We start from the raw sequence: 21,989 nt of genomic DNA on the forward strand, positions 1-21,989 counted from the left end.
ATCAGGGGCCAAAGACCGTGGCATGATAGCCGGATGCAGGCATCCAAATTGTCAACCGGGGCCATGGGCGCGGCCAATATCTTGCGCCACGCCGAGTTCGGTGGCTTTCTCGACCAGCCAGTCCATGCGCTCGTTGGCTGGCCAAGCACAGCGGGTTTTCGGCGGACACCAGCGTGTGCATAGCGGCGCACGACCGCGCCGGGCTGGAGCGGCTGCTGCGCTACTGCGCCCGCCCGCCGTTTGCCATGGAGCGGCTGCGCAAAGCGGGCAGCGAGCTGGTCTACCGCTGCGCCAAGCAGCACAGCGAGCCCGGCAGCCTGCCTCACAACAAGCGCGGCGTAAAGGCCGATGAGATCACCCTCACCCCGCTGGAGCTGATTGAACGTATCGCCAAGCTGGTGCCGTCCGCCGCGCACGCACCGCCACCGCTACTTTGGCGTGCTGGCACCGAACTCACCCTTGAGGCCTGCCGTCACGGCGCTGGCGCGTGATGCAGCGGTGAAACCGGCGCAGGTGCAAGCCGAGCCAGCCAGCACGGCTGCAGGCGAGGGCGCACTTGGGGTAAGAAGCCCACTGCCAACCCAGACCGAGCCCGCCCAGCCGGTGCCACCCAAGCGCCCGGCGCACTATTTGTGGGCGGTGCTGATGGCCCGTATCTACGAGGTGTTCCCGCTGCTGTGCCCCATCTGCGGCGGGCAAATGCACATCATCGCCTTCATCACACACAGTGCCGATATCCGCCAAATACTGGAGCACATCGGGGTGGAGACGGAGCCGCCGCACATCACCCCGGCACGCGGGCCGCCACTGTGGGACGAGTGCGACGCGCAAGCCGCAGAGGGCGTGGAGCCAGCCCCAGACTGGGATGAAGCGACCCAGCCGGCCCCGGACTTCGAGGTCGATCAGCGCGTCAGTTGGTAGGGTGGCAACAGCGGTTAACAGTGGTTTTGCCAACGTTGCGAGGCAGCGCTGCGCCTGTCACCGCCAAAAACGGGTCATACCGAAAAATCTCGGGCAACTGGCTTTGAGAAATCAACCCAGCAGTCCCCTGTGTGCATGCCTGAGACGCCCCAAACGTGTGCCATACTTGTGCTCATGCGGTTGGATTTCCTATCCCCACGCCAGCTCCAGATGCACTTGCCGCCTGAGCTGTTTCCTGAGCCGCCGTCGCATCGCGCATGGCCTTGGCTGCTTGCAGCCGCAGCTTGATGTGCATGGCGCAGGCTGTGAACAGCGCCACGCACAGCAGCACCTGAATCGTGGCCAGCGCTTGCGACCAGCCGGCTTCGGTGGTGGCGCGCACCACGCCCTCGAGGAAGTAGAGCCACACCAGCAGGCTCACCCAGCGGTAGGTGTACATGCGCAGGCGCAGCAGGCCCGGCAGCGGCAGCAGCAGCGGCAGCACCTTGAGCGCCCACCACGAGCCACCCTCGCGCAGCGGTGCCAGCCACAGCTCCCAGGCCAGGCCGAGCACGATCAGCGCCAGCACGCTGACCACGGCGATGAACCGCGTGCGCCGCGCAGCAGCCGAGGGTGGGGTGGATACGAGCGCCAGGTGCGCGGCAGTGCCGTCGAAATCGGGGGAGGGGCTTGGGTTCATGGAGTGGGGCATGGACGGTGGCATGATAGCGCCATGCGGGCATCCAAACTGTCATCTGGGGCCATGGGCGCGGCCCAAATCTTGCGCCGACCGGCCCAGACCCTGTGGGAAGGGCTGCTGCACTTCCCGTGGCGCACCACGGTACAGACGCTGCGCGCGCGCTTTCGCGCCGACGACCTGAGCAACGCTGCCGCCAGTCTGTCGTTCACCACCGCCTTTGCCTTGGTGCCTTTCATCACCGTGGCGCTGGCCGTGTTCAGCCTGTTTCCGGCCTTTGCCCGCGTCGAGCTGCAGGTGCGCCAGTGGCTGCTCAGCGGCCTGATTCCGCCGCACATCGCCGAGCCCATGGCGCAGTACCTGTCGCAGTTTTCGGCCCACGCCACACAGATGGGCGTGGTCGGGGCGGTGGGGCTGCTGCTCACGGTGCTGGTGATGGTCTGGTCGATCGACCTCAAGCTCAATGAAATCTGGCGCGTGCGCCGCATGCGCTCGTTCATGCAGCGGCTGCTGATCTATTGGAGCCTGCTGACGCTGGGCCCGTTGCTCATCGGCCTGAGCCTGAGCCTGAGCTCGTATGCGCTCTCGGTCTCGCAGGGCTGGGTGCAGGGCGTGCACGGGCTGCTGTTTACGCTGCTGGAGGGGCTGGAGTTTGCGGTGATCGTGCTGGCCATCGGGGCCATGTTTCGCTACGTGCCCAACGCCAGCGTGCGCTGGAGCCATGCGCTCGCCGGCGGCCTGTTTGCGGCCCTTGGGGTCGAGCTGGTCAAGGGCCTGCTGGCTTGGTATCTGGTGGCCATGCCCACGCTCTCGCTGCTCTATGGCACGCTGGCCACGCTGCCCATTTTGCTGTTCTGGGTCTATCTGGTGTGGGTGATCGTGCTGCTGGGCGCGGTGGTGGCGGCTTATCTGCCCAGCCTGCTGGCCGGGGTGGCGCGGCGCGGCGACGCACCGGGCTGGCACATGCAACTGGCGCTGGAGGCGCTGGCGCAGCTGCAGCTCGAGCGCCAAGCCGGGGGGCGCGGCCTGCCGCTGGACGCGCTGGCAGCAAGGCTGCGCGTCGATACGCTGCAGCTCGAAGCCCCGCTGGAGGCGCTGCAGGCGCTCGACTGGGTCGGGCGGCTCGACGAAGGCGGTGAGCGCTTCGTATTGTTGGTCGATCCGGTGCAGACCGCTGCCTCGCCGCTGCTGCAAAGCCTGCTGCTGCCGGTCGAGCCCAGCACGCTGGCGCTGTGGCAGCGCAGCCGCTGGAGCGAGGCGCGGCTGGCCGATCTGCTGCCGCAGCACGGTGTCTGATCAGGGTGGCGGCAGGTAGTCGCGCAGGCCTTGCAGCACCGCCTCGGGGGCTTCGCTCATCAGGGCGTGGCCCGCAGCCAAACGCAGCACGCGGCTGCCCGTTGGGGCGGCGTCGATCAAACTTTGCGCCGCTTTGGGTGGCGTCATCTGGTCGTGCTGGCCCAAAATGAACAACACCGGGCGGCTCAGGCGCTGCAGCGCTTGCAGGCCTTGGTCGTAGCGGTCGCAGGCCGCAAAGCCCCGTTGCAGCAGGTTGGTTTGGGGGTTGCTGGCCAGCACGCGGCGCATCAGGGCGCGCGCGCAGCCGCGCAGCCACGTGCCGGGGCCGAGCACCGACGGCCCGCTGGCCAAGCTGCTGTGGCTGTACTGGTTGATGCGCTCGATGGCTTGCAGCGGCTGCTCTTGCGCTTGCTGCAGCAGGGCGGGCGCGACGCGCATGGGGTAGGCGCTGCCCACCAGCGCCAAGTGGCTGATCCGCTGCGGCGCCGTGGCGCTGGCGTGCAGCGCGATCAGCGAGCCCCAGCTGTGCCCGACCAGCGCCGCTTGCTCGATCTGCAGCGCATCCAGCAGCGCCAGCACGCTGGCGGCGGCTTCCTCCACGCTCGCCGGCGCCGCGCCGCCGCTGCGGCCGTGGCCAGGCAGGTCGATGGCCAGCACGTTGAAGCCGTGGTGCGCGAGGTAGCGGCTTTGCAAAATCCAGACGCTGTGGTCGTTGAGCACGCCGTGGATGAAGACCACGGTCGGGCGCTGCGGCGCCAAGGGGCGGCCGCCGGTGTAGGCGTACAGGGGGCCGCTGGGCAGGTCGATCAACATGGTTTTAGCCTCCTGCCTTTTCTGCCACCTTGAGGGCGCGCTTGAGGTCGTCGATCAGGTCGGCTGGGTCTTCGAGCCCGATCGACAGCCGGATGGTGCCGGCGCCGATGCTGGCCGCCGCCAGTTCGGCGTCGTTGAGGCGAAAGTGGGTGGTGCTGGCCGGGTGGATGACGAGGCTGCGGCAGTCGCCCACATTGGCCAGGTGGCTGAATAGCTGCAGCGCCTCGATGAAGGCGCGGCCTTGGGCGCGGCTGCCCTTGAGGTCGAAGCTGAACACGCTGCCAGCCCCGCGTGGCAGCAGCCGCTGGGCCAGCGCGTGGCTGGGGTGCGACTCCAGCAGCGGGTGCCCGACCCGGCCCACAAAGGGGTGGCGCGCCAGAAATTGCACCACTTGTTCGGTGTTGCCCACATGGCGCGCCATGCGCAGCGGCAGGGTTTCGATGCCTTGCAAAATCAGCCAGGCGCTGTGCGGGCTCAGGCAGGCGCCAAAGTCGCGCAGACCCTCGCGGCGCGCGCGCAGCAAGAAGGCACCGACGGTGGCTTCCTCGCTGAACACCATGTCGTGAAAACCGGCGTAGGGCGCGCACAGCTCCGGGTGGCGTCCGGCGCGCTCCCAGTCGAAGCTGCCGCCATCGACCAGCACGCCGCCGATCACGGTGCCGTGGCCGCTGAGGAACTTGGTCGCCGAGTGCAGCACCAAGTCGGCCCCCAGCGCCAGCGGCTGCATCAGCCACGGGGTGGTGAGCGTGCTGTCGAGCAGCAGCGGCAGGCCGGCCTCGTGCGCGATCTGCGCCACGGCGGGCACGTCGAGCACGTCCAGCCCCGGGTTGCCCAGCGTCTCGCCAAACAACAGCCGGGTGTTGGGGCGCACGGCGGCGCGCCAGCCGTCGAGGTCGGCCGGTGCCACAAAGGTGGTTTCGATGCCAAAGCGGCGCAGCGTGTGCTGCAGCAGGTTGTGGCTGCCGCCGTAGAGCGCGCTCGATGCCACCAGGTGCCCGCCGGCCCCCATCAGGGTCGCCACGGCCAGGTGCAGCGCCGCCTGCCCGCTGGCGGTGGCAATGGCCCCCACGCCGCCTTCGAGCGCGGCCACGCGCTGCTCCAGCACCGCGTTGGTGGGGTTGCTGATGCGGCTATAGACATGGCCGGCGCGCTCCAGGTTGAACAGCGCCGCCGCGTGGTCGCACGATTCGAACACGAACGAGGTGCTCAGGTGGATCGGCAGCGCGCGCGCACCGGTGCCGGGGTCGGGGGCGGCACCGGCGTGCAGCGCCAGGGTGTCGAAGCCGGGGTCGGCAAAGCCGCTCATGGGGTGCTCCTGGGGGTCGGGTTTGTGTGGGGTGATAGCGCTGCCATTGTGGGCTATATTTGAGGCCGTCAGCCAGTCGGCCAGCACAGGAGTTTCAGCATGAAGGTCAGCGATATTTTGCGTGTCAAAGGCGGCACGCTCTACACCGTCTCCCCCGATGTCCCCTTGAGCCAGGCGGTGCAGACCATGGCCGAGCTCGACATCGGCTCGCTGGCGGTGATGGAGTACGGCGAATTGGTCGGCATGCTGACCTTTCGCGAGGTGCTGCACACGGTGGCCAAAAACAGCGGCAATTGCGGCGCCGGCAGCGTGCGCGCCGTGATGGACGACCACCCCATGAGCTGCACCAGCCAGACCGACTTGGAGCAGGTGCGCCCGCTCATGCTGCAAAAGCACAGCCGCTACATGCCGGTGATGGACGACCGCATGCTCATGGGCGTGATCAGCTTTTACGACGTGGCCAAGGCGGTGGTGGAGGCGCAGAACTTCGAGAACAAAATGCTCAAAGCCTACATCCGCGACTGGCCCGAGGAAGAGGCGCAGCCGGCCGACAAGGCCTGAGGCAGCTAGGCATAGGGGTGATCTGGGATAATCTGCCCGCATGAGCGGCAACACCTTCGGCACCCTGTTTTGCGTCACCAACTTTGGTGAATCCCACGGCCCGGCCATTGGCTGCGTGATCGACGGCTGCCCGCCCGGGCTGGCCTTGAGCGAGGCCGACATCCAGCCGGAGCTGGACCGGCGCCGCCCCGGCAGCAGCGCCTTCGTGACCCAGCGCAAGGAGCCCGACCAGGTGCAAATCCTCAGCGGCGTCTATCAGGGCCAGACCACCGGCACCCCGATCGCCCTGCTCATCCCCAACACCGACCCGCGCAGCAAAGACTACGGCGACATCGTCCAAACCTTCCGCCCCGGCCACGCCGACTACAGCTACTGGCGCAAATACGGCCTGCGCGACCCGCGCGGTGGCGGGCGCTCCTCGGCGCGCCTGACCGCGCCCACCGTGGCCGCCGGGGCGGTGGCCAAAAAGTGGCTGCAGCAGCAATACGGCATCGGTTTCAAAGGCTGCCTGACGGCGCTGGGCGCGCTCGAAATCCCCTTCGAGGGCTGGGAGCACGTGGAGCGCAACCCCTTCTTTGCCCCGGTGTCCGATGTGGCCGAGCTGGAGCAGTATCTGCTCGACCTGCGCAAGCGCGGCGACTCCTGCGGCGCGCGGCTGCGCGTGCTGGCGCACGGGGTGCCAGCCGGCTTGGGCCAGCCGATCTACGACAAGCTCGATGCCGACATCGCCTACGCCATGATGGGGCTCAACGCCGTCAAGGGGGTGGAGATCGGGGCCGGTTTTGCCTGCGTGGCCGACTTGGGCAGCACGCATGGCGATGCGCTCACGCCGGAAGGCTTCGTGGGCAACAAGGCCGGTGGGGTGCTGGGCGGCATCAGCAGCGGGCAAGACATCGAGGTCGCGCTGGCGATCAAACCCACCAGCTCGATCCTGCTGCCGCGCCCCTCGATCGACCTGCACGGCCAAGCCACCGAGGTCATCACCAAAGGCCGCCACGACCCCTGCGTGGGCCTGCGCGCGGTGCCCATTGCCGAGGCGCTGCTGGCGCTGGTGCTGATGGACCACGCGCTGCGCCAGCGCGCCCAGTGCGGCGATGTGCGGTTGGAACAGGCACCGATTGCGGCGGTGGCACCGGGCTAAAGCCTTGAGGGGTTCAAGCCCCGTGTCAGGCCCTAAATTTGCGCACCAACGCCTCCAGCGCAATCTGGTAGCCCTCTACGCCAAAGCCGATCACAATCCCGGCCGCCGCCGGCGAGAGGTAGGAGTGGTGCCGGAAGGGCTCGCGCGCGTGCACGTTGGAGATGTGGCACTCGATCACCGGCAGCTGCGGCACGCCCTTGACGGCATCGTGCAGCGCCACCGAGGTGTGGGTGTAGGCGCCGGGGTTGAACACACAGCCCAGCGCCAAACCGGCGCGCTGCAACTGCCCGTACTCGTGCAGCTTGTCGATCAGCGCGCCTTCCCAGTTGCTCTGCAGGCATTCGGCGGCGTAGCCCAGCCTGGCGGCGCTGTGCTGGAACGCCGCCTCCACGTCGGCCAGCGTGGTGTGCCCGTACAGCTCGGGCTCGCGTGTGCCGAGCAGGTTCAAATTCGGTCCGTTGAGGAGCAGGATTTTTTTCATGAACCCGATTGTGCGCCGATTTTTTGGCGCGGCCAGCGCAGCGCACCGGTGGCCAGCAGCACCCCGAGCAAGATCACGCCGCCGCCCACGACCATGCTCAGCGTGACCGCCTCATCCAGCAGCAGCGCGCCGTAGAGCAGGGCAAAAACCGGGATGAGGAAGGTTACGGTGAGCGCCTTGCTGGCCCCGGCGCGGGCGATCAGGCGAAAAAACAGCAGATAGGCCAGCGCCGAGCACAGCAGTCCGACCGCCAGCACCGCGCCCCAAGCCCCTAGGCTGGGGGTCTGGGTCGGCCAGAACCAAGCCATCGGCAGCGCCAGCACCAGCGCCGCTCCTACTTGGCTGCCGCCCACGATCACCAGCGGCGGCACATCGCTCAGGTAGCGCCGGTGGTGGCTGGCCGCCAGACCGTAGCACAGCGTGGCACCCAGGCAAGCCAGCACCGCCCAGCCGGTGCCACCGCCACCAAAATCGGCTTTCGGCCATGAGAGCAGCAGCACCCCGGCAAAGCCCACCGCCAGCCCCAGCGCCCGCCCGGCGGGCAGGCGCTCGCGCAGCCACAGCCAAGCCACCACCGCCCCAAACAGCGGCGTGGTGGCGTTCAAAATCGCCGACAAGCCGGTTGAGATCGACAGCAGCGCCCAAGCAAACAGCGCAAACGGCAGCGCCGAACTCAGCAGCCCCGAAACAAAAATCGCCCCGGCGTGCTGGCGCAGCAGGCGCCAGTGCCCGGCCAGGAGCAGCAGCGGCAACAGCGCGGCCGCCGCCACGCTCACGCGCAGGCCGGCGGTGGCCCAAGGCCCAAACTCGGCCGCGCCCAGCATCATGAACAGAAACGAGGAGCCCCACAGGGCGGCCAGGAGCAGGAATTCAGCGGCGATGGGCAGGTGCATCGGTGGGATTGTCGCTCAGCGGGCGTGCGCGGGCGGGGCCAAGCTGCAACACCGGCGACGCGCCCGCCAGCCGCCTCACTTGCCCCAAGAATCTTTGAGCGCGGCGATGCGGTTGAACACCAGCCGCGCCGGGCTGTGGTCGTGCCGGTCGGCCACGAAGTAGCCGTGGCGCTCGAACTGGAAGCGCTGCTCGGGCTGCGCCTGCGCCAGCGTGGGTTCGAGCCAGGCTTGGACGGTCTGCAAGCTGTCTGGGTTGAGGGCTTGCAGAAAGTCGGCCCCGCCGGCCTCGGGCTGGGCGGTGTTGAACAGGCGCTCGTACAGGCGCACCTCGGCAGGCACGGCGTCGGCGGCGGCTACCCAGGTGATGGCGGCCTTGGCCTTGACGCTGTCGGCACCCGGGCTGCCGCTCTTGGTGCCGGGCAGCAGCACGGCGTGCACCTCGGTGATGTGGCCGTTGGCGTCGGCGCGGTAGCCGGTGCATTCGATCACGTAGGCACCCTTGAGGCGCACCCGGTTGCCGGGGCCGCCGTCCGCTTGCGGCGGGTGCAGGCGCTTGTAGCCCTTGGGTGGCACGGCGGCAAAGTCGTCGCGCTCGATCCACAGCTCGCGCCCGAGCAGAAACTGGCGCGGCGGCAGAGCAACATCGCCGCCCTCGGGCGTGTGCGGCAGCGCGGGCAGGGTGCAGCGCTCGGTCGCATCCGGGCTGCCATGAAGCTCGGCCCAGTTTTGCAACACCAGCTTGAGTGGCTCCAGCACCGCCATGGCGCGCGGCGCGCTGTGCTCGAGGTCTTCGCGCAGGCAGCCCTCTAGGGTGGCGTAGTCGATCCAGGAGTCGCTCTTGCTGGCCCCGATGCGCTCGGCAAACAGGCGGATCGCGCTCGGGGTGTAGCCGCGCCGGCGCAGCCCGGCCAGGGTGGGCAGGCGCGGGTCGTCCCAGCCGCTGACGCGGCCTTCGCTCACCAGTTGCGCCAGCTTGCGTTTGCTGGTGAGCACGTAGGTGAGGTTGAGGCGCGCGAACTCGTACTGGCGCGGCAGCGGGTGTTGCAGCAGGCCGCCTTCGGCCAGGCGCTCCAGCAGCCAGTCGTAAAAAGGGCGCTGGTCTTCGAATTCGAGCGTGCAGATGCTGTGCGTGATCTGCTCCAGCGCGTCTTCGATCGGGTGCGCGTAGGTGTACATCGGGTAGATGCACCAGGCGTCGCCGGTTCGGTGGTGGGTGGCGCGCCGGATGCGGTACAGCGCCGGGTCGCGCAGATTTAGGTTGGGGCTGGCCATGTCGATCTTGGCGCGCAGCACCATGGCGCCGTCGGGGTGCAGGCCAGCGCGCATCTGGCGCAGGCGCTCCAGGTTTTCGGCCGGGCTGCGGCTGCGGTCAGGGCTGTTTAGGCCAGGGCGGTTGAAGTCGCCCCGGTTGGCGCGCATGGCTTCGGCGCTTTGCTCATCGACGTAGGCGTGCCCGGCCTGCACCAGGTATTCGGCGGCGCGGTACATGAAGTCGAAGTAGTCGCTGGCAAAGTAGCGGTGCGAATCGCTTGGGCCCGCCACGCCCGATTGCCAGTCGAAGCCGAGCCAGCGCACCGCGGCGTCGATGGCATCGACGTATTCTTGCTCCTCTTTTTCGGGATTCGTGTCGTCAAAGCGCAGGTGGCAGACGCCGCCGTAGTCGCGCGCCAGCCCGAAGTTGAGGCAGATGCTCTTGGCGTGGCCGATGTGCAGGTAGCCGTTGGGCTCGGGCGGAAAGCGGGTGCGGATGCGCGCCGGGTCGGGCGCGCCAGCCGCGTGGTGCGCTGCATCACCGGGGCTGCCGCCCCAGCGCCGGCTGGCGTAGGTGCCGGCTTGCAGATCGGCTTCGATGATCTGGCGCAGGAAGTGGCTGGGCTTGGCCTCGGTTGGGGGGGCAGCCTCGGCTGACGGGGTGCGGTGCGGGGTGGGTGGGGCAGGGCGGGAACTCATGCGCGGATTTTAGGGGTTCGCTTGGCTGGAAGCTGCGCTCCATGACTGCCGATGGCGCTTTCGGCCTGCACCTGCGGGGCTCAGGGCGCAGGGTGGCCCAGCGCGTGTGCCACCGCCGCATAAAAGCCGCTGGGCCCTTCCTGCTCCAGCGCCACAGCAAAAACCTTGAACGCAAGGTCGCTGCGCTGACGCAATTCCCCAAAGAGCTTGACCGCGTCTTTTTCGGTGCAGAGCCAGTCCAGATCGCTCGGGTAGGGTTCGAGTGCCTGCAGCAAGGTGCTGGCGTCGGCGTGGTCGGGCAGCGCCAGCGTGTGTTGAAGCGCAATGCCGCGCTGGCGCAGCAAGGCAAAGAAGGCTTCGGGCTGGGCAATGCCGGCCAGCGCGGCGCAGCGCGCAGCGCCAAGCCCATGCGCCGGCGCAGAAGCCTCAGCCATCCCCGGCTCGACGCAGGCGCGTGCTGGCGTGGACGCCGGCACCCAGCGCTGCAGCGCCACCCGCTGCCCTTGGGCGTCATAAGCCTGATCGGCCAAGCGGCGCGTGGCGGCAAAGGCCGGGGCCCCGGCGGCCAGCGCCGGGTCGGGGTGGGCACCGGCTGCCAGCCCGGTTTGCAGCACGATCAGCGGCCCACCGCCCCAGACCGGCGCTGGCCAAGGCTGGCGCAGCATCCCGGCCGGCAGCAGCCAGCCGTTGCCGCAGCCGCGCGCATCGAATACCAGCACCGTCAGGTCGCGCGCCAGCGCCCAGTGCTGCATGCCGTCGTCGCACAGCAGCAGGTTGACCTCCGGGTGCGCCGCCAGCAGCGCCCGCCCGGCCGCGACGCGGTTGCGGCCCACGGTCACCGGCACCCCGGTACGTTGGGCAATCAGCAGCGGTTCGTCGCCCACCTGCGCGGCGCTGCTGTCTGGCTGCACCGGCAGGCATCCGGTGCTGCGCCGGCCATGGCCGCGCGAGAGCACGCCCGGGCGCCAGCCCAAGGCTTGCAGGTGTTGTACCAGCCCGATCAGCGTGGGGGTTTTACCGCTCCCGCCCACCACCACGTTGCCCACCACCAGCACCGGCACCGGCAGCCTGGTCGAGCCTTTGAGGCCGCTGCGGTAGAGCGCAGAGCGAAGCATCCACACCGCCAGATAAAGCAGGGAAAGCGGCCACAGCAGGCAGGCCAATGGGCCGCGGCCGAGCCAGGCGCGTTGCAGCGTCTGCACCCAGGCACCTTGCGTGCGTGCCGGTGGTGGGTGGCCCTTGCTCTCAGCGCCCACGCGGCTGTTGGGTGGCAAAAGTGATGTGCTGCAAGCCGGCGTTGCGGGCCGCTTCCATCACATGGATGACCGATTGGTGGGTGGCAGCCGCATCGGCGTTGATCACCAGCGTGGGCTCGGTTTGGCCTTCGGCGGCCTGTTGCAGCGCCAGTGTCAGTGCCTGCACACTGGATGCGGCCAGCATTTGTCCAGACACGGCATAGCGGCCATCGGGCCCGACCTCGACCACGATCTCGCGCGCCTGCGCCTGCGCGGCGTCGGCGTCGGCCTCGGGCAGGCGCACCTGCAACTGGGTGTAGCGGCTGAAGGTGGCGGTGAGCATGAGGAAAATCAGCACCACCAGCAGCACGTCGATGAACGGGATCAGGTTGATTTCGGGATCTTCCCGATCGCGGCGCTTGAAGCGGATGGCCATGTTCGGCTCCTGGCCTTTAGGGGCGGCGCAGCGTCAGCAGGTGCTGGGCGAAGCGCTCGGCCGCCACTTCCATCTGCAGCAGCCAAGCCTCGTTGCGGGCGCGAAAATAGCGCCAGAACATCAGGGCCGGAATGGCGATGACCAAGCCAAAAGCGGTGCTGTAGAGCGCAATCGAGATGCCGTGCGCGAGTTGCTCCGGGTTGCCGCCGCCCGGCGTGAGGCCGCCCGGGCCGGCTTGGGAGGCAAAAATATCGATCATACCCACCACCGTGCCCAGCAGGCCCAGCAGCGGCGCCACCGAGGCGATGGTGGCCAGTGCCCCAAGGTATTTTTCCAGCTTGGCCGCCGCAAAACGCCCGGCTGCTTCGAGGCTGGCGCGCAGTTCGGCTTCGGTGCTAGCGGGTTTGTGTTGCAATTGGCGCAAGCCGGCCGCCAGCAGCTCGCCCAGCACCGAGTTGCCGGCCAGTTGTTGCACCACCTGGGCCGTGGGTACGGCTTGGCGCGAGACCGAAATGGCTTCGTCGAGCAACTGTGGCGGCGCCACGCGCACGGCACGCAGGCTCAAAAAACGCTCGATGATCAACGCCAGACCCACTATCGAGCAGGCAATGAGCGGCCAAATGGGCCAGCCGGCGGCTTGTATGATCGAAAACAATGCGGGTCTCCTTGCTGCCGCGACGCGGTGCTTGCGGGCCTCGATTATCACTCAGCAAAACGGCGTGCAACCCCCAACTGGCCTGTGGATAAGTTTGTGGGTAATTGTCTGGCAGCACGGACGCCGCCTGGCTTGGGTGACGCGATATTTTTTTCAAGTCTTTCAATTAAATTTAAAAATCGTTTCAAAACAAAGGATTGAAAAGTGAATGACAGGTGCATCGAGAGCCGCGTCGATTTGAGTCGCGTTGCGCTCCCTTGTGGACAGTTTCAAACCCCGGGGTGGTATGGCTGGCTTTGAGGCGCCCCCAGCGGGCGCGCACGCGGCGCCGTTGTGGGCGGTGGGCGAGCTCTTGGCGGCGCTGGCGCAGGCCTTGCAGGCGCAGTTCAACCCGGTGCGCGTCAAGGGCGAGGTCTCGGGTTTTGTGCGCGCCGCCAGCGGCCACAGCTATTTCACGCTCAAGGACGAGCGCGGCCAACTGCGCTGTGCGCTGTTTCGGCGCGCGGCGGCGGCGGCAGCGCTCGACTGGCGCGACGGGGTGCAGGTCGAGTTGCAAGGGCGCATCGACATCTACGGCGCGCGCGGCGAGTTGCAGTTGATCGTCGAGGCAGCTCGCATGGCGGGCCAAGGCGATCTGTTTGAGCAGTTCATGCGCCTCAAGGCGCAGTTGCAGGGCGAGGGCTGGTTTGACCCGGCGCGCAAGCGCCCGCTGCCGGCTTGGCCCACGCGCATCGGCGTGGTGACTTCGCTCGACGCAGCGGCTTTGCGCGACGTCAGCACCACCTTGAGCCGGCGCGTGCCGCATCTGCCGGTGCGGCTCTACCCAGCCCGGGTACAAGGGGAGGGGGCACCGCAGGCCCTGTGTCAGGCGCTGCAGGCCGCGGCGGCGCAGTTCCATGCCGGCGCTGGCTGCGAGGTGCTGCTGCTGGTGCGTGGGGGCGGATCGCTGGAAGATTTGTGGGCCTTTAACGACCCGGCGCTGGTGCGTCAGATCGCCCAGATGCCCATGCCGCTGATCTGCGGCGTCGGCCACGAGACCGACTTCACGCTGGCCGATTTTGCCGCCGACCTGCGCGCCCCCACCCCCACCGCCGCCGCCGAGCTCTGCGCGCCCGAGCGCGACGCCCAACTGAGCCGCCTCGAGCGCTGCGCGCAGCGTTTGCAGCAAGGCGCGGCGCGCCACTTGGTGCAGCAGCGCACGCAGTTGCAGCGTTGGCAGCAAGACTGGTCGGCCGCTGCGGTGCGCGAGCTCGAACGGCGCCAGCTGCGGCTCGACCACCAGGCGGCACGGCTGCAGGCGCTCGACCCACACAGCGTGTTGCTGCGCGGCTACGCCCTGCTCAGCGACGCCAACGGCCAGCCGGTGCTGCGCTGCCACGGTGTAGCGCCGGGGCAGGCGCTGCGCGCCCGACTGGCCGACGGCCACTTGGATTTGACCGTCACGGCCAAGGGGAACTAGCGCCTCTGCCTACAATGCGCAGGTGGTCGCATCAAGCGCCTAGGCGCACGCTGCGGCACGCGCCTCGTTTACCCTCAACTGGAGCCTTCTGCCCATGCAACACACCCTGCCCCCGCTGCCCTATGCCCTCGATGCCCTGCAGCCGCATTACTCCCAAGAAACCCTCGAGTTTCACCACGGCAAGCACCACAACGCCTACGTGGTCAACCTTAACAACCTGCAAAAGGGCACCGAATTCGAGGCCCTGTCGCTCGAAGAAATCATCAAAAAATCCAGCGGCGGCATCTACAACAACGCGGCCCAAATCTGGAACCACAGCTTTTTCTGGAACTGCATGTGCCCCGGCGGCGGCGCTGAGCCCAGCGGGGCGCTGGCCGCAGCCATCGTGGCCAAGTGGGGCAGCTACGGCGCGTTCCGCGAAGCCTTCGTGAAAAGCGCGGTCGGCAACTTTGGCTCCGGTTGGACCTGGTTGGTGAAAAAGCCGGACGGCTCGGTCGATATCGTCAACACCGGCGCCGCCGGCACGCCCCTGACCACGGCCGACACCGCGCTGCTGACGGTCGATGTGTGGGAGCACGCCTACTACATCGACTACCGCAACCTGCGCCAAAAGTTTGTCGAAACCTTCTTCGACAAGCTGGTGAACTGGCGCTTTGCCGAAGCCAATTTCGCCTGATTCTGGGCTGCGCTGCGGCCGTTTTGCCCAAGGTTCACTTGGGAGCGGGCGGCTTCAGCGCTGGCGCTGCTTCATGGCGCGCTCGACTTCGCGCTTGCCCTCGCGCTCTTTGAGCGTGTCGCGTTTGTCGTGCTCGGCCTTGCCCTTGGCCAGCGCCACTTCGCACTTCACACAGCCGTTTTTCCAGTGCAGGTTCAGCGGCACCAGGGTGTAGCCCTTTTGCTCCACCTTGCCGATCAGGCGCTGGATTTCAGCCTTGTGCATGAGGAGCTTGCGCGTGCGCGCGCTGTCAGCCGGCAGGTGGCTGCTGGTGCTGCGCAGCGGGCTGATGAGGCAGCCGATCAGGAACAGCTCGCCGTCGCGGATGATCACGTAGCCCTCGGTGAGCTGCGCCTTTCCAGCACGCAGCGCCTTCACCTCCCAGCCTTGCAGCACCAGGCCGCACTCGTGGCGTTCCTCGATGGAGTAGTTGAAGGCGGCTTTTTTATTTTCGGCGATGCGGGCATCGCTGGGGGCGGTTTTTTTGCTTGGGATGGACATGGGGCAGGGGCAGACAGGGCGACCAAGACCTCTACAATCCGGGCACGGCCTTGCATTGTATGAAAAGTGTTCACAAGTCGGTTTTGATCTGGCACAGCGCGCACGAAATGTTCGCGCTGGTCAGCGACGTGCCGCGCTACCCCGAATTTTTGCCTTGGTGCAGTGCGGGCGAGGTGCTGGAGCAAACGCCGGGTGGCATGGTGGCCTCGATCGGCATGTCCATGGGCGGCCTGAAAAAAAGCTTCACCACCCGCAATACCCACGTGGAGGATCGGCGCATTCACCTCGACTTGGTCGATGGCCCGTTTTCGCACCTCGAGGGTACGTGGGATTTCAAGCCGGTGGGCGACGGCAGCCAGCGCGCCTGCCGCATCGATTTCACGCTCCAATACGGCTTTGCCAGCAGCACCCTGTCGGCCTTGGTGGGTCCGGTGTTTGACAAGATCGCGGCCAACTTGGTCGATGCCTTTGTCAAGCGCGCCGATCAGGTCTATGGGGCTTGAAGCTGCTCATGACGCTGAAACTCACGCTGGTTTATTCAAGCGCGGCGCGCCAAGTGCGCGAAATTGCGCTGGATTTGCCCGCCGGCAGCACGCTGGCGCAGGCGCTGGAGCAGGCCAAGCGGCATTGGCTTGCCGGGTGCCAGCAAGGTGCCAAGGGCACATGGGCTGCCGGGTCTGCCGGGGCAGATGCCGCCGTCCACGACGATCAGGGCGACGATTGGCCCGCTGCCGCCGTGGCCGCCGCCGAGTTCGGCCTCTGGGGCCGCCCAGCGGCTGCCACAACCGTGCTGCACGATGGTGATCGCATCGAAATCTACCGCCCCTTGCGGGTGGACCCGAAAGTGGCGCGGCGCGAGCGCTACCGGCAGCGCAACACAAAACCGGCCGCCAAGCCCGATCCAGCCTGAATTCGAGGCCATGCCGGGGTCCGCACAGGCGGAGGGTGCCGGGGGGGGTGGCCTCAGGGCCGAGGCGGTGTCGGAGCCGGGCTGGTTGCTGGCGCGCCCGCAGGTGCAGCGGCCCCGGCCCCGGCCCCGGCCCCGGCCCCGGCCTGATTGGCGGCCGCAGGCGGCGCGCAGTTGTCGCGCACGATCTGGCGCAGGCGCACGCTTTCGGCGCGCTTCATGGCCTCGTCCAGCGTCACGCGCTGGCCCTGTTCGTTCACCATGTACAGCGGTTGGCTGGCCCCGGCTTGCAAGCTTTCGAGCGAGGCGCGGGCGCGTTGGCAGTTGTCGGCCCGGATTTGGGCGTTGCGCTGCTCGACTTGCTGGCGCAGTTGCTCGTCGGTCAGGCGGCCCGCTGCCGTGCCGCCCGCAGGGGCAGGGCGAGCCGGGGTGGCCGTTGCTGCTGGTGCGGCAGGGGCGGCGCTGGGCGCTGTGGCCGAGGCCGGGGCAGCGGGCCGGCGCAAAATCCGCTGATCGGGCACTGTGGCGGGCGGCGGCATGTCGCTGGCCACGCGGCGGCCGTTCTCATCGAGCCAGACCCAAGTGGGGCCGGCCTGTGCGGCGCTGGACAGCAGCAGGATCAGGGCCGAAGCAAAGAAAAACTTGTGCATAGTGGATGCGAAATATAACCGTTCGCCCGCCCGCCTACAATAGCGGTTTTGGAGTTTTACCATGCGCCTGCTCGGAAAAGCGCTCACTTTCGACGACGTGTTGTTGGTGCCCGCCTACTCGAATATCCTGCCCAAGGACACCTCGCTGGCCACGCGCCTGACGCGCGACATCGCGCTCAACCTGCCGCTGGTCTCGGCCGCCATGGACACCGTCACCGAAGCCCGGCTGGCGATTGCGCTGGCGCAAGAGGGCGGCATCGGCATCGTACACAAAAACCTGTCGCCGCAAAACCAGGCCGCCCACGTGGCCAAGGTCAAGCGCTACGAGTCCGGGGTGCTGCGCGATCCGGTGGTCATCACGCCCGAGACCACGGTCTATCAGGTGCTGCAACTGTCCGAAGAGCTCGGCATCTCGGGCTTTCCGGTGCTCGACGGCGGCAAGGTGGTGGGCATCGTCACCGGGCGCGATCTGCGCTTCGAGACCCGCACCGAACTGCCGGTGCGCGAGATCATGACGCCGCGCGAGCGCCTGATCACCGTGCCCGACGGCACCACGCCCGAGGAAGCCAAGGCGCTGCTCAACAAGCACAAGCTCGAGCGCCTGCTGGTGGTCAACGAGGCCTTCGAGCTCAAGGGCCTGATCACGGTCAAAGACATTCGCAAACAGCTCAACTTCCCCAACGCCGCGCGCGATGCCGCCGGGCATTTGCGCGTCGGTGCCGCCGTGGGCGTGGGCGCTGGCACCGAGGAGCGCGTCGAGCTGCTGGTGCGCGCCGGCGTCGATGCAATCGTGGTCGATACCGCGCACGGCCACAGCCGGGGCGTGCTGGATCGGGTGCGCTGGGTCAAGCAAAACTATCCGCAGGTGCAGGTGATCGGCGGCAACATCGCCACTGGGGCGGCAGCGCGCGCGCTGGTCGAGGCCGGGGCCGACGGCGTCAAGGTCGGGATCGGGCCGGGCTCGATCTGCACCACGCGCATCGTGGCCGGGGTCGGGGTGCCGCAGATCACCGCCATCGACAACGTGGCCACGGCGCTGCTGGGCACCGGGGTGCCCCTGATCGCCGACGGCGGCGTGCGCTACAGCGGCGACATCGCCAAAGCCATAGCCGCAGGGGCCAGCAGCGTGATGATGGGCGGCGTGTTTGCTGGCACCGAAGAAGCGCCGGGCGAGATCGTGCTGTTCCAAGGCCGCAGCTACAAGAGCTACCGCGGCATGGGCTCGATCGGGGCCATGCAGCAGGGCAGCGCCGACCGCTACTTCCAAGAGTCCAGCACCGGCAACCCGAACGCCGACAAGCTCGTGCCCGAGGGCGTGGAAGGCCGCGTGCCCTACAAGGGTTCGGTGATCTCGATCCTGTTCCAGATGGCCGGTGGCCTGCGCGCCGCCATGGGCTACTGCGGTTGCGCCAGCATCGCCGAGTTGCACGCGCAAGCCGAGTTCGTCGAGATCACCACGGCGGGCGTGCGCGAAAGCCACGTGCACGATGTGCAGATCACCAAGGAGGCGCCGAATTACCGGGCCGAGTGAGGAGTGCCCTTATGCTACTCCAGCAATTGCGAGCCCTGAACCCTGAGTTGCAGCGCCTGGCATCGCGCTATGGCGGCTCGCATTTGCGCGTATTCGGATCGGTCGCACGCGGTGAAGAAAGCCCGCAAAGCGATGTCGATTTTTTGGTGGTGCTGCCGCGTGGATACGACATTTTTTCGCAGCGTCTGCCACTGACTCAAGACCTAAGCGATTTGCTGCAACGCCGTGTCGAGCTGGTGCCAGAGCACGAACTCAGCCCCCACATTCGCTCCCGTGTGCTGGCGGAGGCGGTCGAGTTATGAGCAAGCCTTGGCAACCCTACGCGCTGCACATTTTGGATGCGGCCAAAAAAATCGAGGCGATCAGAAACCGGGGGGATTTGCTCACCGATGAGGTGCTGTATGCGGCCACGCTGCGGCATTTGCAAACCCTCTCTGAGGCCACCCAAGCCTTGCCCCAGCACTTGAAAGACGCCCACACCCAAATACCTTGGCGCGAAATCAGCGGCTTTCGAAATATCCTCGTGCACAACTACCTGGGTGAAATTGATGCGCTGGCGGTGCAGCGCGTGCTTGAAAACCAACTGCCCCAACTGGTGCAAGCCATTCAAGCCATGCTCGCCGAGTCTGGGCACTGACACCCATTTCCCTACAACCCCACCATGCTCCACGACCACATCCTCATCCTCGACTTCGGCTCCCAAGTCACGCAACTGATCGCGCGCCGGGTGCGCGAGGCGCATGTGTATTGCGAGGTGCACCCCTGCGACGTGAGCGACGACTGGCTGCGCCAGCAGGCCGCCAGCGGCCACTTGAAGGGCATCATCCTCTCGGGCAGCCACGCCAGCGTCTATGAAGTCGAGGACCGGGCGCCGCAGGCGGTGTTCGAGCTTGGCCTGCCGGTGCTGGGCATCTGCTACGGCATGCAGACCATGGCGCAGCAGTTGGGCGGCCAGGTGCAGGGCTCGGCGCAGCGCGAGTTTGGCTACGTCGAGGTGCGTGCGCGCGGCCACAGCGCCTTGCTGCGCGACATCGCCGATTTCCACACCCCCGAAGGGCACGGCATGCTCAAGGTCTGGATGAGCCACGGCGACAAAGTTACGGCGCTGCCGCCGGGCTTCAAACTCATGGCCAGCACCGATTCGTGCCCGATTGCCGGCATGGCCGACGAGGCGCGGCGCTTTTACGGCGTGCAGTTTCACCCCGAAGTCACGCACACGGTGCAGGGCCGCGCCCTGCTGGAGCGCTTCGTGCTCGAGATCTGCGCCGCCCGGCCCGACTGGGTGATGCGCGATCACATCGAAGAAGCGGTGCAGCGCATCCGCACCCAAGTGGGCGACGAAGGGGTTATCTTGGGCCTCTCGGGCGGGGTGGATTCCTCGGTGGCGGCGGCGCTGATCCAGCGCGCCATCGGCGATCAGCTCACCTGCGTTTTCGTCGATCACGGGCTGCTGCGCCTGCACGAGGGCGACCAGGTGATGGAGATGTTCGCCGACCGGCTGCACCTGCGCGTGCTGCGCGTCGATGCCAGCGAGTTGTTTTTGCGCGAGCTCGCCGGTGTGTCCGACCCGGAGCAAAAGCGCAAGATCATCGGCCGCCTGTTCGTCGAGGTGTTCAAGGCCGAGGCCGCCAAACTCACTGCAAGTGGTGCATCAAAAACCGCTGCCAAGTGGTTGGCACAAGGCACGATTTACCCAGACGTGATCGAGTCCGGCGGAGCCAAGAGCAAAAAGGCGGTGAGCATCAAGAGCCACCACAACGTGGGCGGCCTGCCCGAGCAGCTCGGCCTCAAGCTGCTGGAGCCGCTGCGCGATTTGTTCAAAGACGAGGTGCGCGAGCTCGGCGTGGCGCTCGGTTTGCCGCCCGCCATGGTCTATCGGCACCCCTTTCCGGGGCCGGGGCTGGGCGTGCGCATACTGGGCGAGGTGCGGCCCGAGTACGCCGACTTGCTGCGCCGCGCCGACGCCATCTTCATCGAAGAACTGCGCTCGACCATCGAGCCGCACAGCGGCAAGAGCTGGTACGAGCTCACCAGCCAGGCCTTCGCCGTGTTTTTGCCGGTCAAGAGCGTGGGCGTGATGGGCGACGGCCGCACCTACGACTACGTGGTGGCGCTGCGCGCGGTGCAGACCAGCGACTTCATGACCGCCGACTGGGCCGAACTGCCCTACAGCCTGCTCAAGCGCGTTTCGGGGCGCATCATCAACGAAGTGCGCGGCATCAACCGCGTCACCTACGATGTGAGCAGCAAACCGCCGGCGACGATCGAGTGGGAGTGACACGGAGCTTGGGGCAGCCGTCGGACCAGGCTGGAAATGCGTTCAGTGCGGCCTTGACGTGATGCGATGAGCCCGTCCGCGCCACGCAGCGCCCTTCGATGACCATGGAACACGCCACCCTTGCAATGTTGCGCGAGCGCCACCCGGCTTGGCGCTTGCTGGCTTCCGCTCATGCGCCGCTGCTGGCGAGCTTTTTGCACCGGGTGTTTGTGGCACCCAACGTGCGGGTGATGAACGAGGCCGACTTGGCCGAGGCGCTGGAGGACGAGTTGTACGCCTTGCGCGAGCAGATCGGTGCCGACGCCTACCCCAAGGCGGCCAGCGAGTACCTGAACGACTGGGCCGCGCCCGACAAGGGTTGGCTGCGCAAGTTTTACAAGCCGGGCACCGACGAGGCGCAGTTCGAGCTCACGCCCGCGACCGAAAAGGCCGTTGCCTGGCTGCTGTCGCTCATCGAGCGGCCGTTTGTGGGCACCGAGTCGCGCTTGCTCACGCTGTTTGCGCTGCTGGAGCAGATCAGCGACGGCACCGAGGCCGACCCAGTCAAGCGCCTGGACGAGCTGCGCAAGAAGCGCGATGCGCTCGACGCCGAGATCGCCCGCGTGCAGGCGGGCGAGCTGCCCCTGCTCGACGACACGGCGGTGAAGGACCGCTTCCAGCAGTTCCAGCAACTGGCGCGCGAGCTGCTGGCCGACTTTCGCGAGGTGGAGCACAACTTCCGCCTGCTCGACCGCAAGGTGCGCGAAAAAATCGCGCTCTGGGACGGCAGCAAAGGGGCCTTGCTGGACCAGATCATGGGCGAGCGCGATGCCATCAGCGATTCGGACCAGGGCCGCAGTTTTCGTGGCTTTTGGGACTTTCTCTTGTCCAGCCGGCGCCAGGAGGAGCTGGCCGAGCGGCTGGATCGGGCGCTGGCGCTGCCTGCGGTGGCGGCGCTCAAGCCCGAGCCGCGCATGCGCCGCGTGCACCACGATTGGCTGGAGGCGGGCGAACACACGCAGCGCACGGTGGCGCAGTTGTCGCAGCAAATGCGCCGCTTTTTGGACGACCGCGCCTTTTTGGAAAACCGCCGCATCCTGGACTTGCTGCGCGGCATCGAGAGCCGGGCGCTGGGCTTGCGCCAGGCCCTGCCTGCGGGCACGGTGATGCACATCGACGCCATGGGCGCAGAGATCGAGCTGCCGCTGGAGCGGCCCTTGCACACGCCGAGCGCCAAGCCGCTGCTGGCCCAACTGGCGCTCGAGGTGGGCGCAGACGAGATCGACACCGCGCGCTTGTTTGACCAGATCGTGGTGGACAAGGCGCGCCTGCGCTCGGCGGTGCAAGGCGCCCTGCGCCGCCAGCCGCAGATCACGCTGCGCGAGCTGTTGCACGCCGAGCCGCTGCGCCAAGGCCTGGCCGAGCTGGTGGCCTACTTGGAGCTGGCCCATGCCGATCCCGGCAGCGACGCCCTGGGTGGCCTGCGCGCCGTGGTGGACGAAGCCGTGCAAGAGCCGATCCGTTGGCAGGCCCACAACGCAGCGGGCGAAACCGTGACGCGCCAGGCGCGCTTGCCGCGTGTGATCTTCACGCGCTGATATCGAG

General features: G+C 67.4%; 24 protein-coding genes and 1 pseudogene. 14 read left to right on the plus strand and 11 right to left on the minus strand.

What is annotated here, in order from left to right:
* Window positions 1-143: 143 nt before the first annotated feature.
* Window positions 144-921 (plus strand): annotated as a pseudogene (locus SRAA_RS04490) (IS91-like element ISCR22 family transposase); the annotation flags it as partial.
* A gap of 172 nt (window positions 922-1,093) precedes the next feature.
* On the opposite strand, the gene SRAA_RS04495 reads toward SRAA_RS04490, so the two are convergent.
* Window positions 1,094-1,612 carry a DUF2069 domain-containing protein gene (locus SRAA_RS04495; protein WP_082039907.1) on the minus strand — a complete coding sequence of 173 codons (519 nt, stop codon included), beginning with the start codon at window positions 1,610-1,612 and terminating at the stop codon, window positions 1,094-1,096.
* A 21-nt stretch (window positions 1,613-1,633) separates the two neighbouring features.
* On the opposite strand from SRAA_RS04495, the gene SRAA_RS04500 reads away from it, so the two are divergent.
* On the plus strand, window positions 1,634-2,893 hold the full coding sequence (locus tag SRAA_RS04500) for a YihY family inner membrane protein (protein ID WP_231849335.1): 1,260 nt from the start codon (window positions 1,634-1,636) through the stop codon (window positions 2,891-2,893).
* On the opposite strand, the gene SRAA_RS04505 is transcribed toward SRAA_RS04500, so the two are convergent.
* On the minus strand, window positions 2,894-3,706 hold the full coding sequence (locus SRAA_RS04505) for an alpha/beta fold hydrolase (protein WP_045531204.1): 813 nt from the start codon (window positions 3,704-3,706) through the stop codon (window positions 2,894-2,896).
* Between the two features lie 4 nt (window positions 3,707-3,710).
* Window positions 3,711-5,012 (minus strand): O-acetylhomoserine aminocarboxypropyltransferase, encoded by a 1,302-nt coding sequence (locus SRAA_RS04510; protein ID WP_045533269.1) that lies wholly within the window; start codon window positions 5,010-5,012, stop codon window positions 3,711-3,713.
* A gap of 99 nt (window positions 5,013-5,111) precedes the next feature.
* Between SRAA_RS04510 and SRAA_RS04515 the strand changes: the two genes are divergently transcribed.
* Entirely contained in the window at window positions 5,112-5,573 is a 462-nt protein-coding gene (locus SRAA_RS04515; protein ID WP_045531205.1) for a CBS domain-containing protein, read from the plus strand.
* 40 nt (window positions 5,574-5,613) lie between these two features.
* Window positions 5,614-6,714 (plus strand): chorismate synthase, encoded by a 1,101-nt coding sequence (gene aroC, locus SRAA_RS04520; protein WP_045531206.1) that lies wholly within the window; start codon window positions 5,614-5,616, stop codon window positions 6,712-6,714.
* 25 nt (window positions 6,715-6,739) lie between these two features.
* Here the strand turns inward: aroC and aroQ are convergent, their stop codons facing one another.
* From aroQ to SRAA_RS04550, 6 genes are all read right to left on the minus strand, one after another.
* A complete protein-coding gene (gene aroQ / locus SRAA_RS04525) occupies window positions 6,740-7,195 on the minus strand; it encodes a type II 3-dehydroquinate dehydratase (RefSeq protein ID WP_045531207.1) in 456 nt (151 codons plus the stop codon).
* Complete coding sequence (locus SRAA_RS04530; protein WP_045531208.1) at window positions 7,192-8,088, minus strand: DMT family transporter; 897 nt, start codon at window positions 8,086-8,088, stop codon at window positions 7,192-7,194. Before SRAA_RS04530 ends, aroQ begins: the two co-directional genes overlap by 4 nt.
* A gap of 75 nt (window positions 8,089-8,163) precedes the next feature.
* Window positions 8,164-10,038 carry a glutamine--tRNA ligase/YqeY domain fusion protein gene (locus SRAA_RS04535; RefSeq protein WP_045531209.1) on the minus strand — a complete coding sequence of 625 codons (1,875 nt, stop codon included), beginning with the start codon at window positions 10,036-10,038 and terminating at the stop codon, window positions 8,164-8,166.
* Window positions 10,039-10,118: 80 nt separating this feature from the next.
* Window positions 10,119-11,240 carry a tetraacyldisaccharide 4'-kinase gene (lpxK, locus tag SRAA_RS04540; RefSeq protein ID WP_045533270.1) on the minus strand — a complete coding sequence of 374 codons (1,122 nt, stop codon included), beginning with the start codon at window positions 11,238-11,240 and terminating at the stop codon, window positions 10,119-10,121.
* A 43-nt stretch (window positions 11,241-11,283) separates the two neighbouring features.
* On the minus strand, window positions 11,284-11,703 hold the full coding sequence (locus SRAA_RS04545) for an ExbD/TolR family protein (RefSeq protein ID WP_045533272.1): 420 nt from the start codon (window positions 11,701-11,703) through the stop codon (window positions 11,284-11,286).
* A gap of 22 nt (window positions 11,704-11,725) precedes the next feature.
* On the minus strand, window positions 11,726-12,364 hold the full coding sequence (locus SRAA_RS04550; RefSeq protein ID WP_045531210.1) for a MotA/TolQ/ExbB proton channel family protein: 639 nt from the start codon (window positions 12,362-12,364) through the stop codon (window positions 11,726-11,728).
* Here SRAA_RS04550 and SRAA_RS12440 point away from each other — a divergent pair.
* The 3 genes from SRAA_RS12440 (at window position 12,351) to SRAA_RS04560 (ending at window position 14,499) form a co-directional block, all read left to right on the plus strand.
* Window positions 12,351-12,572: a hypothetical protein gene (locus SRAA_RS12440; protein WP_144318704.1), complete on the plus strand. Its 222-nt coding sequence runs from the start codon at window positions 12,351-12,353 to the stop codon at window positions 12,570-12,572. The genes SRAA_RS04550 and SRAA_RS12440 overlap by 14 nt on opposite strands.
* A 78-nt stretch (window positions 12,573-12,650) precedes the next feature.
* A complete protein-coding gene (gene xseA / locus SRAA_RS04555; protein WP_045531211.1) occupies window positions 12,651-13,823 on the plus strand; it encodes an exodeoxyribonuclease VII large subunit in 1,173 nt (390 codons plus the stop codon).
* 94 nt (window positions 13,824-13,917) lie between these two features.
* Window positions 13,918-14,499 carry a superoxide dismutase gene (locus SRAA_RS04560; protein WP_045531212.1) on the plus strand — a complete coding sequence of 194 codons (582 nt, stop codon included), beginning with the start codon at window positions 13,918-13,920 and terminating at the stop codon, window positions 14,497-14,499.
* A gap of 54 nt (window positions 14,500-14,553) precedes the next feature.
* Here SRAA_RS04560 and smpB read toward each other — a convergent pair whose 3' ends face one another.
* On the minus strand, window positions 14,554-15,039 hold the full coding sequence (smpB, locus tag SRAA_RS04565; protein ID WP_045531213.1) for an SsrA-binding protein SmpB: 486 nt from the start codon (window positions 15,037-15,039) through the stop codon (window positions 14,554-14,556).
* Window positions 15,040-15,098: 59 nt separating this feature from the next.
* On the opposite strand from smpB, the gene SRAA_RS04570 reads away from it, so the two are divergent.
* Window positions 15,099-15,542, plus strand: a complete 444-nt coding sequence (locus SRAA_RS04570) for a type II toxin-antitoxin system RatA family toxin (protein WP_045531214.1) — start codon at window positions 15,099-15,101, stop codon at window positions 15,540-15,542.
* An 8-nt stretch (window positions 15,543-15,550) separates the two neighbouring features.
* Window positions 15,551-15,949, plus strand: coding sequence for an RnfH family protein (locus tag SRAA_RS04575; RefSeq protein ID WP_045533274.1), 399 nt, complete (start codon window positions 15,551-15,553; stop codon window positions 15,947-15,949).
* A 53-nt stretch (window positions 15,950-16,002) separates the two neighbouring features.
* Here the strand turns inward: SRAA_RS04575 and SRAA_RS12445 are convergent, their stop codons facing one another.
* Window positions 16,003-16,596 carry a DUF4124 domain-containing protein gene (locus SRAA_RS12445; RefSeq protein WP_045531215.1) on the minus strand — a complete coding sequence of 198 codons (594 nt, stop codon included), beginning with the start codon at window positions 16,594-16,596 and terminating at the stop codon, window positions 16,003-16,005.
* A gap of 61 nt (window positions 16,597-16,657) precedes the next feature.
* Here SRAA_RS12445 and guaB point away from each other — a divergent pair, with 61 nt between their 5' ends.
* The 5 genes from guaB to SRAA_RS04605 all read left to right on the plus strand — a co-directional run bounded on the left by guaB (window position 16,658) and on the right by SRAA_RS04605 (window position 21,982).
* Window positions 16,658-18,127, plus strand: a complete 1,470-nt coding sequence (gene guaB, locus SRAA_RS04585; protein WP_045531216.1) for an IMP dehydrogenase — start codon at window positions 16,658-16,660, stop codon at window positions 18,125-18,127.
* An 11-nt stretch (window positions 18,128-18,138) separates the two neighbouring features.
* Window positions 18,139-18,429 (plus strand): nucleotidyltransferase family protein, encoded by a 291-nt coding sequence (locus tag SRAA_RS04590; protein ID WP_045531217.1) that lies wholly within the window; start codon window positions 18,139-18,141, stop codon window positions 18,427-18,429.
* A complete protein-coding gene (locus SRAA_RS04595) occupies window positions 18,426-18,764 on the plus strand; it encodes a HepT-like ribonuclease domain-containing protein (RefSeq protein WP_045531218.1) in 339 nt (112 codons plus the stop codon). The genes SRAA_RS04590 and SRAA_RS04595 overlap by 4 nt, the downstream gene beginning before the upstream one ends.
* A 24-nt stretch (window positions 18,765-18,788) precedes the next feature.
* The gene (guaA, locus tag SRAA_RS04600; RefSeq protein WP_045531219.1) at window positions 18,789-20,405 is read left to right on the plus strand and encodes a glutamine-hydrolyzing GMP synthase; all 1,617 of its coding nucleotides are present in this window, start codon (window positions 18,789-18,791) and stop codon (window positions 20,403-20,405) included.
* A 104-nt stretch (window positions 20,406-20,509) separates the two neighbouring features.
* Complete coding sequence (locus SRAA_RS04605) at window positions 20,510-21,982, plus strand: DUF3375 domain-containing protein (RefSeq protein ID WP_045533276.1); 1,473 nt, start codon at window positions 20,510-20,512, stop codon at window positions 21,980-21,982.
* Window positions 21,983-21,989 lie beyond the last annotated feature (7 nt).

The organism is Serpentinimonas raichei (assembly GCF_000828895.1).
Taxonomy (GTDB): Bacteria; Pseudomonadota; Gammaproteobacteria; order Burkholderiales; family Burkholderiaceae_C; genus Serpentinimonas; species Serpentinimonas raichei.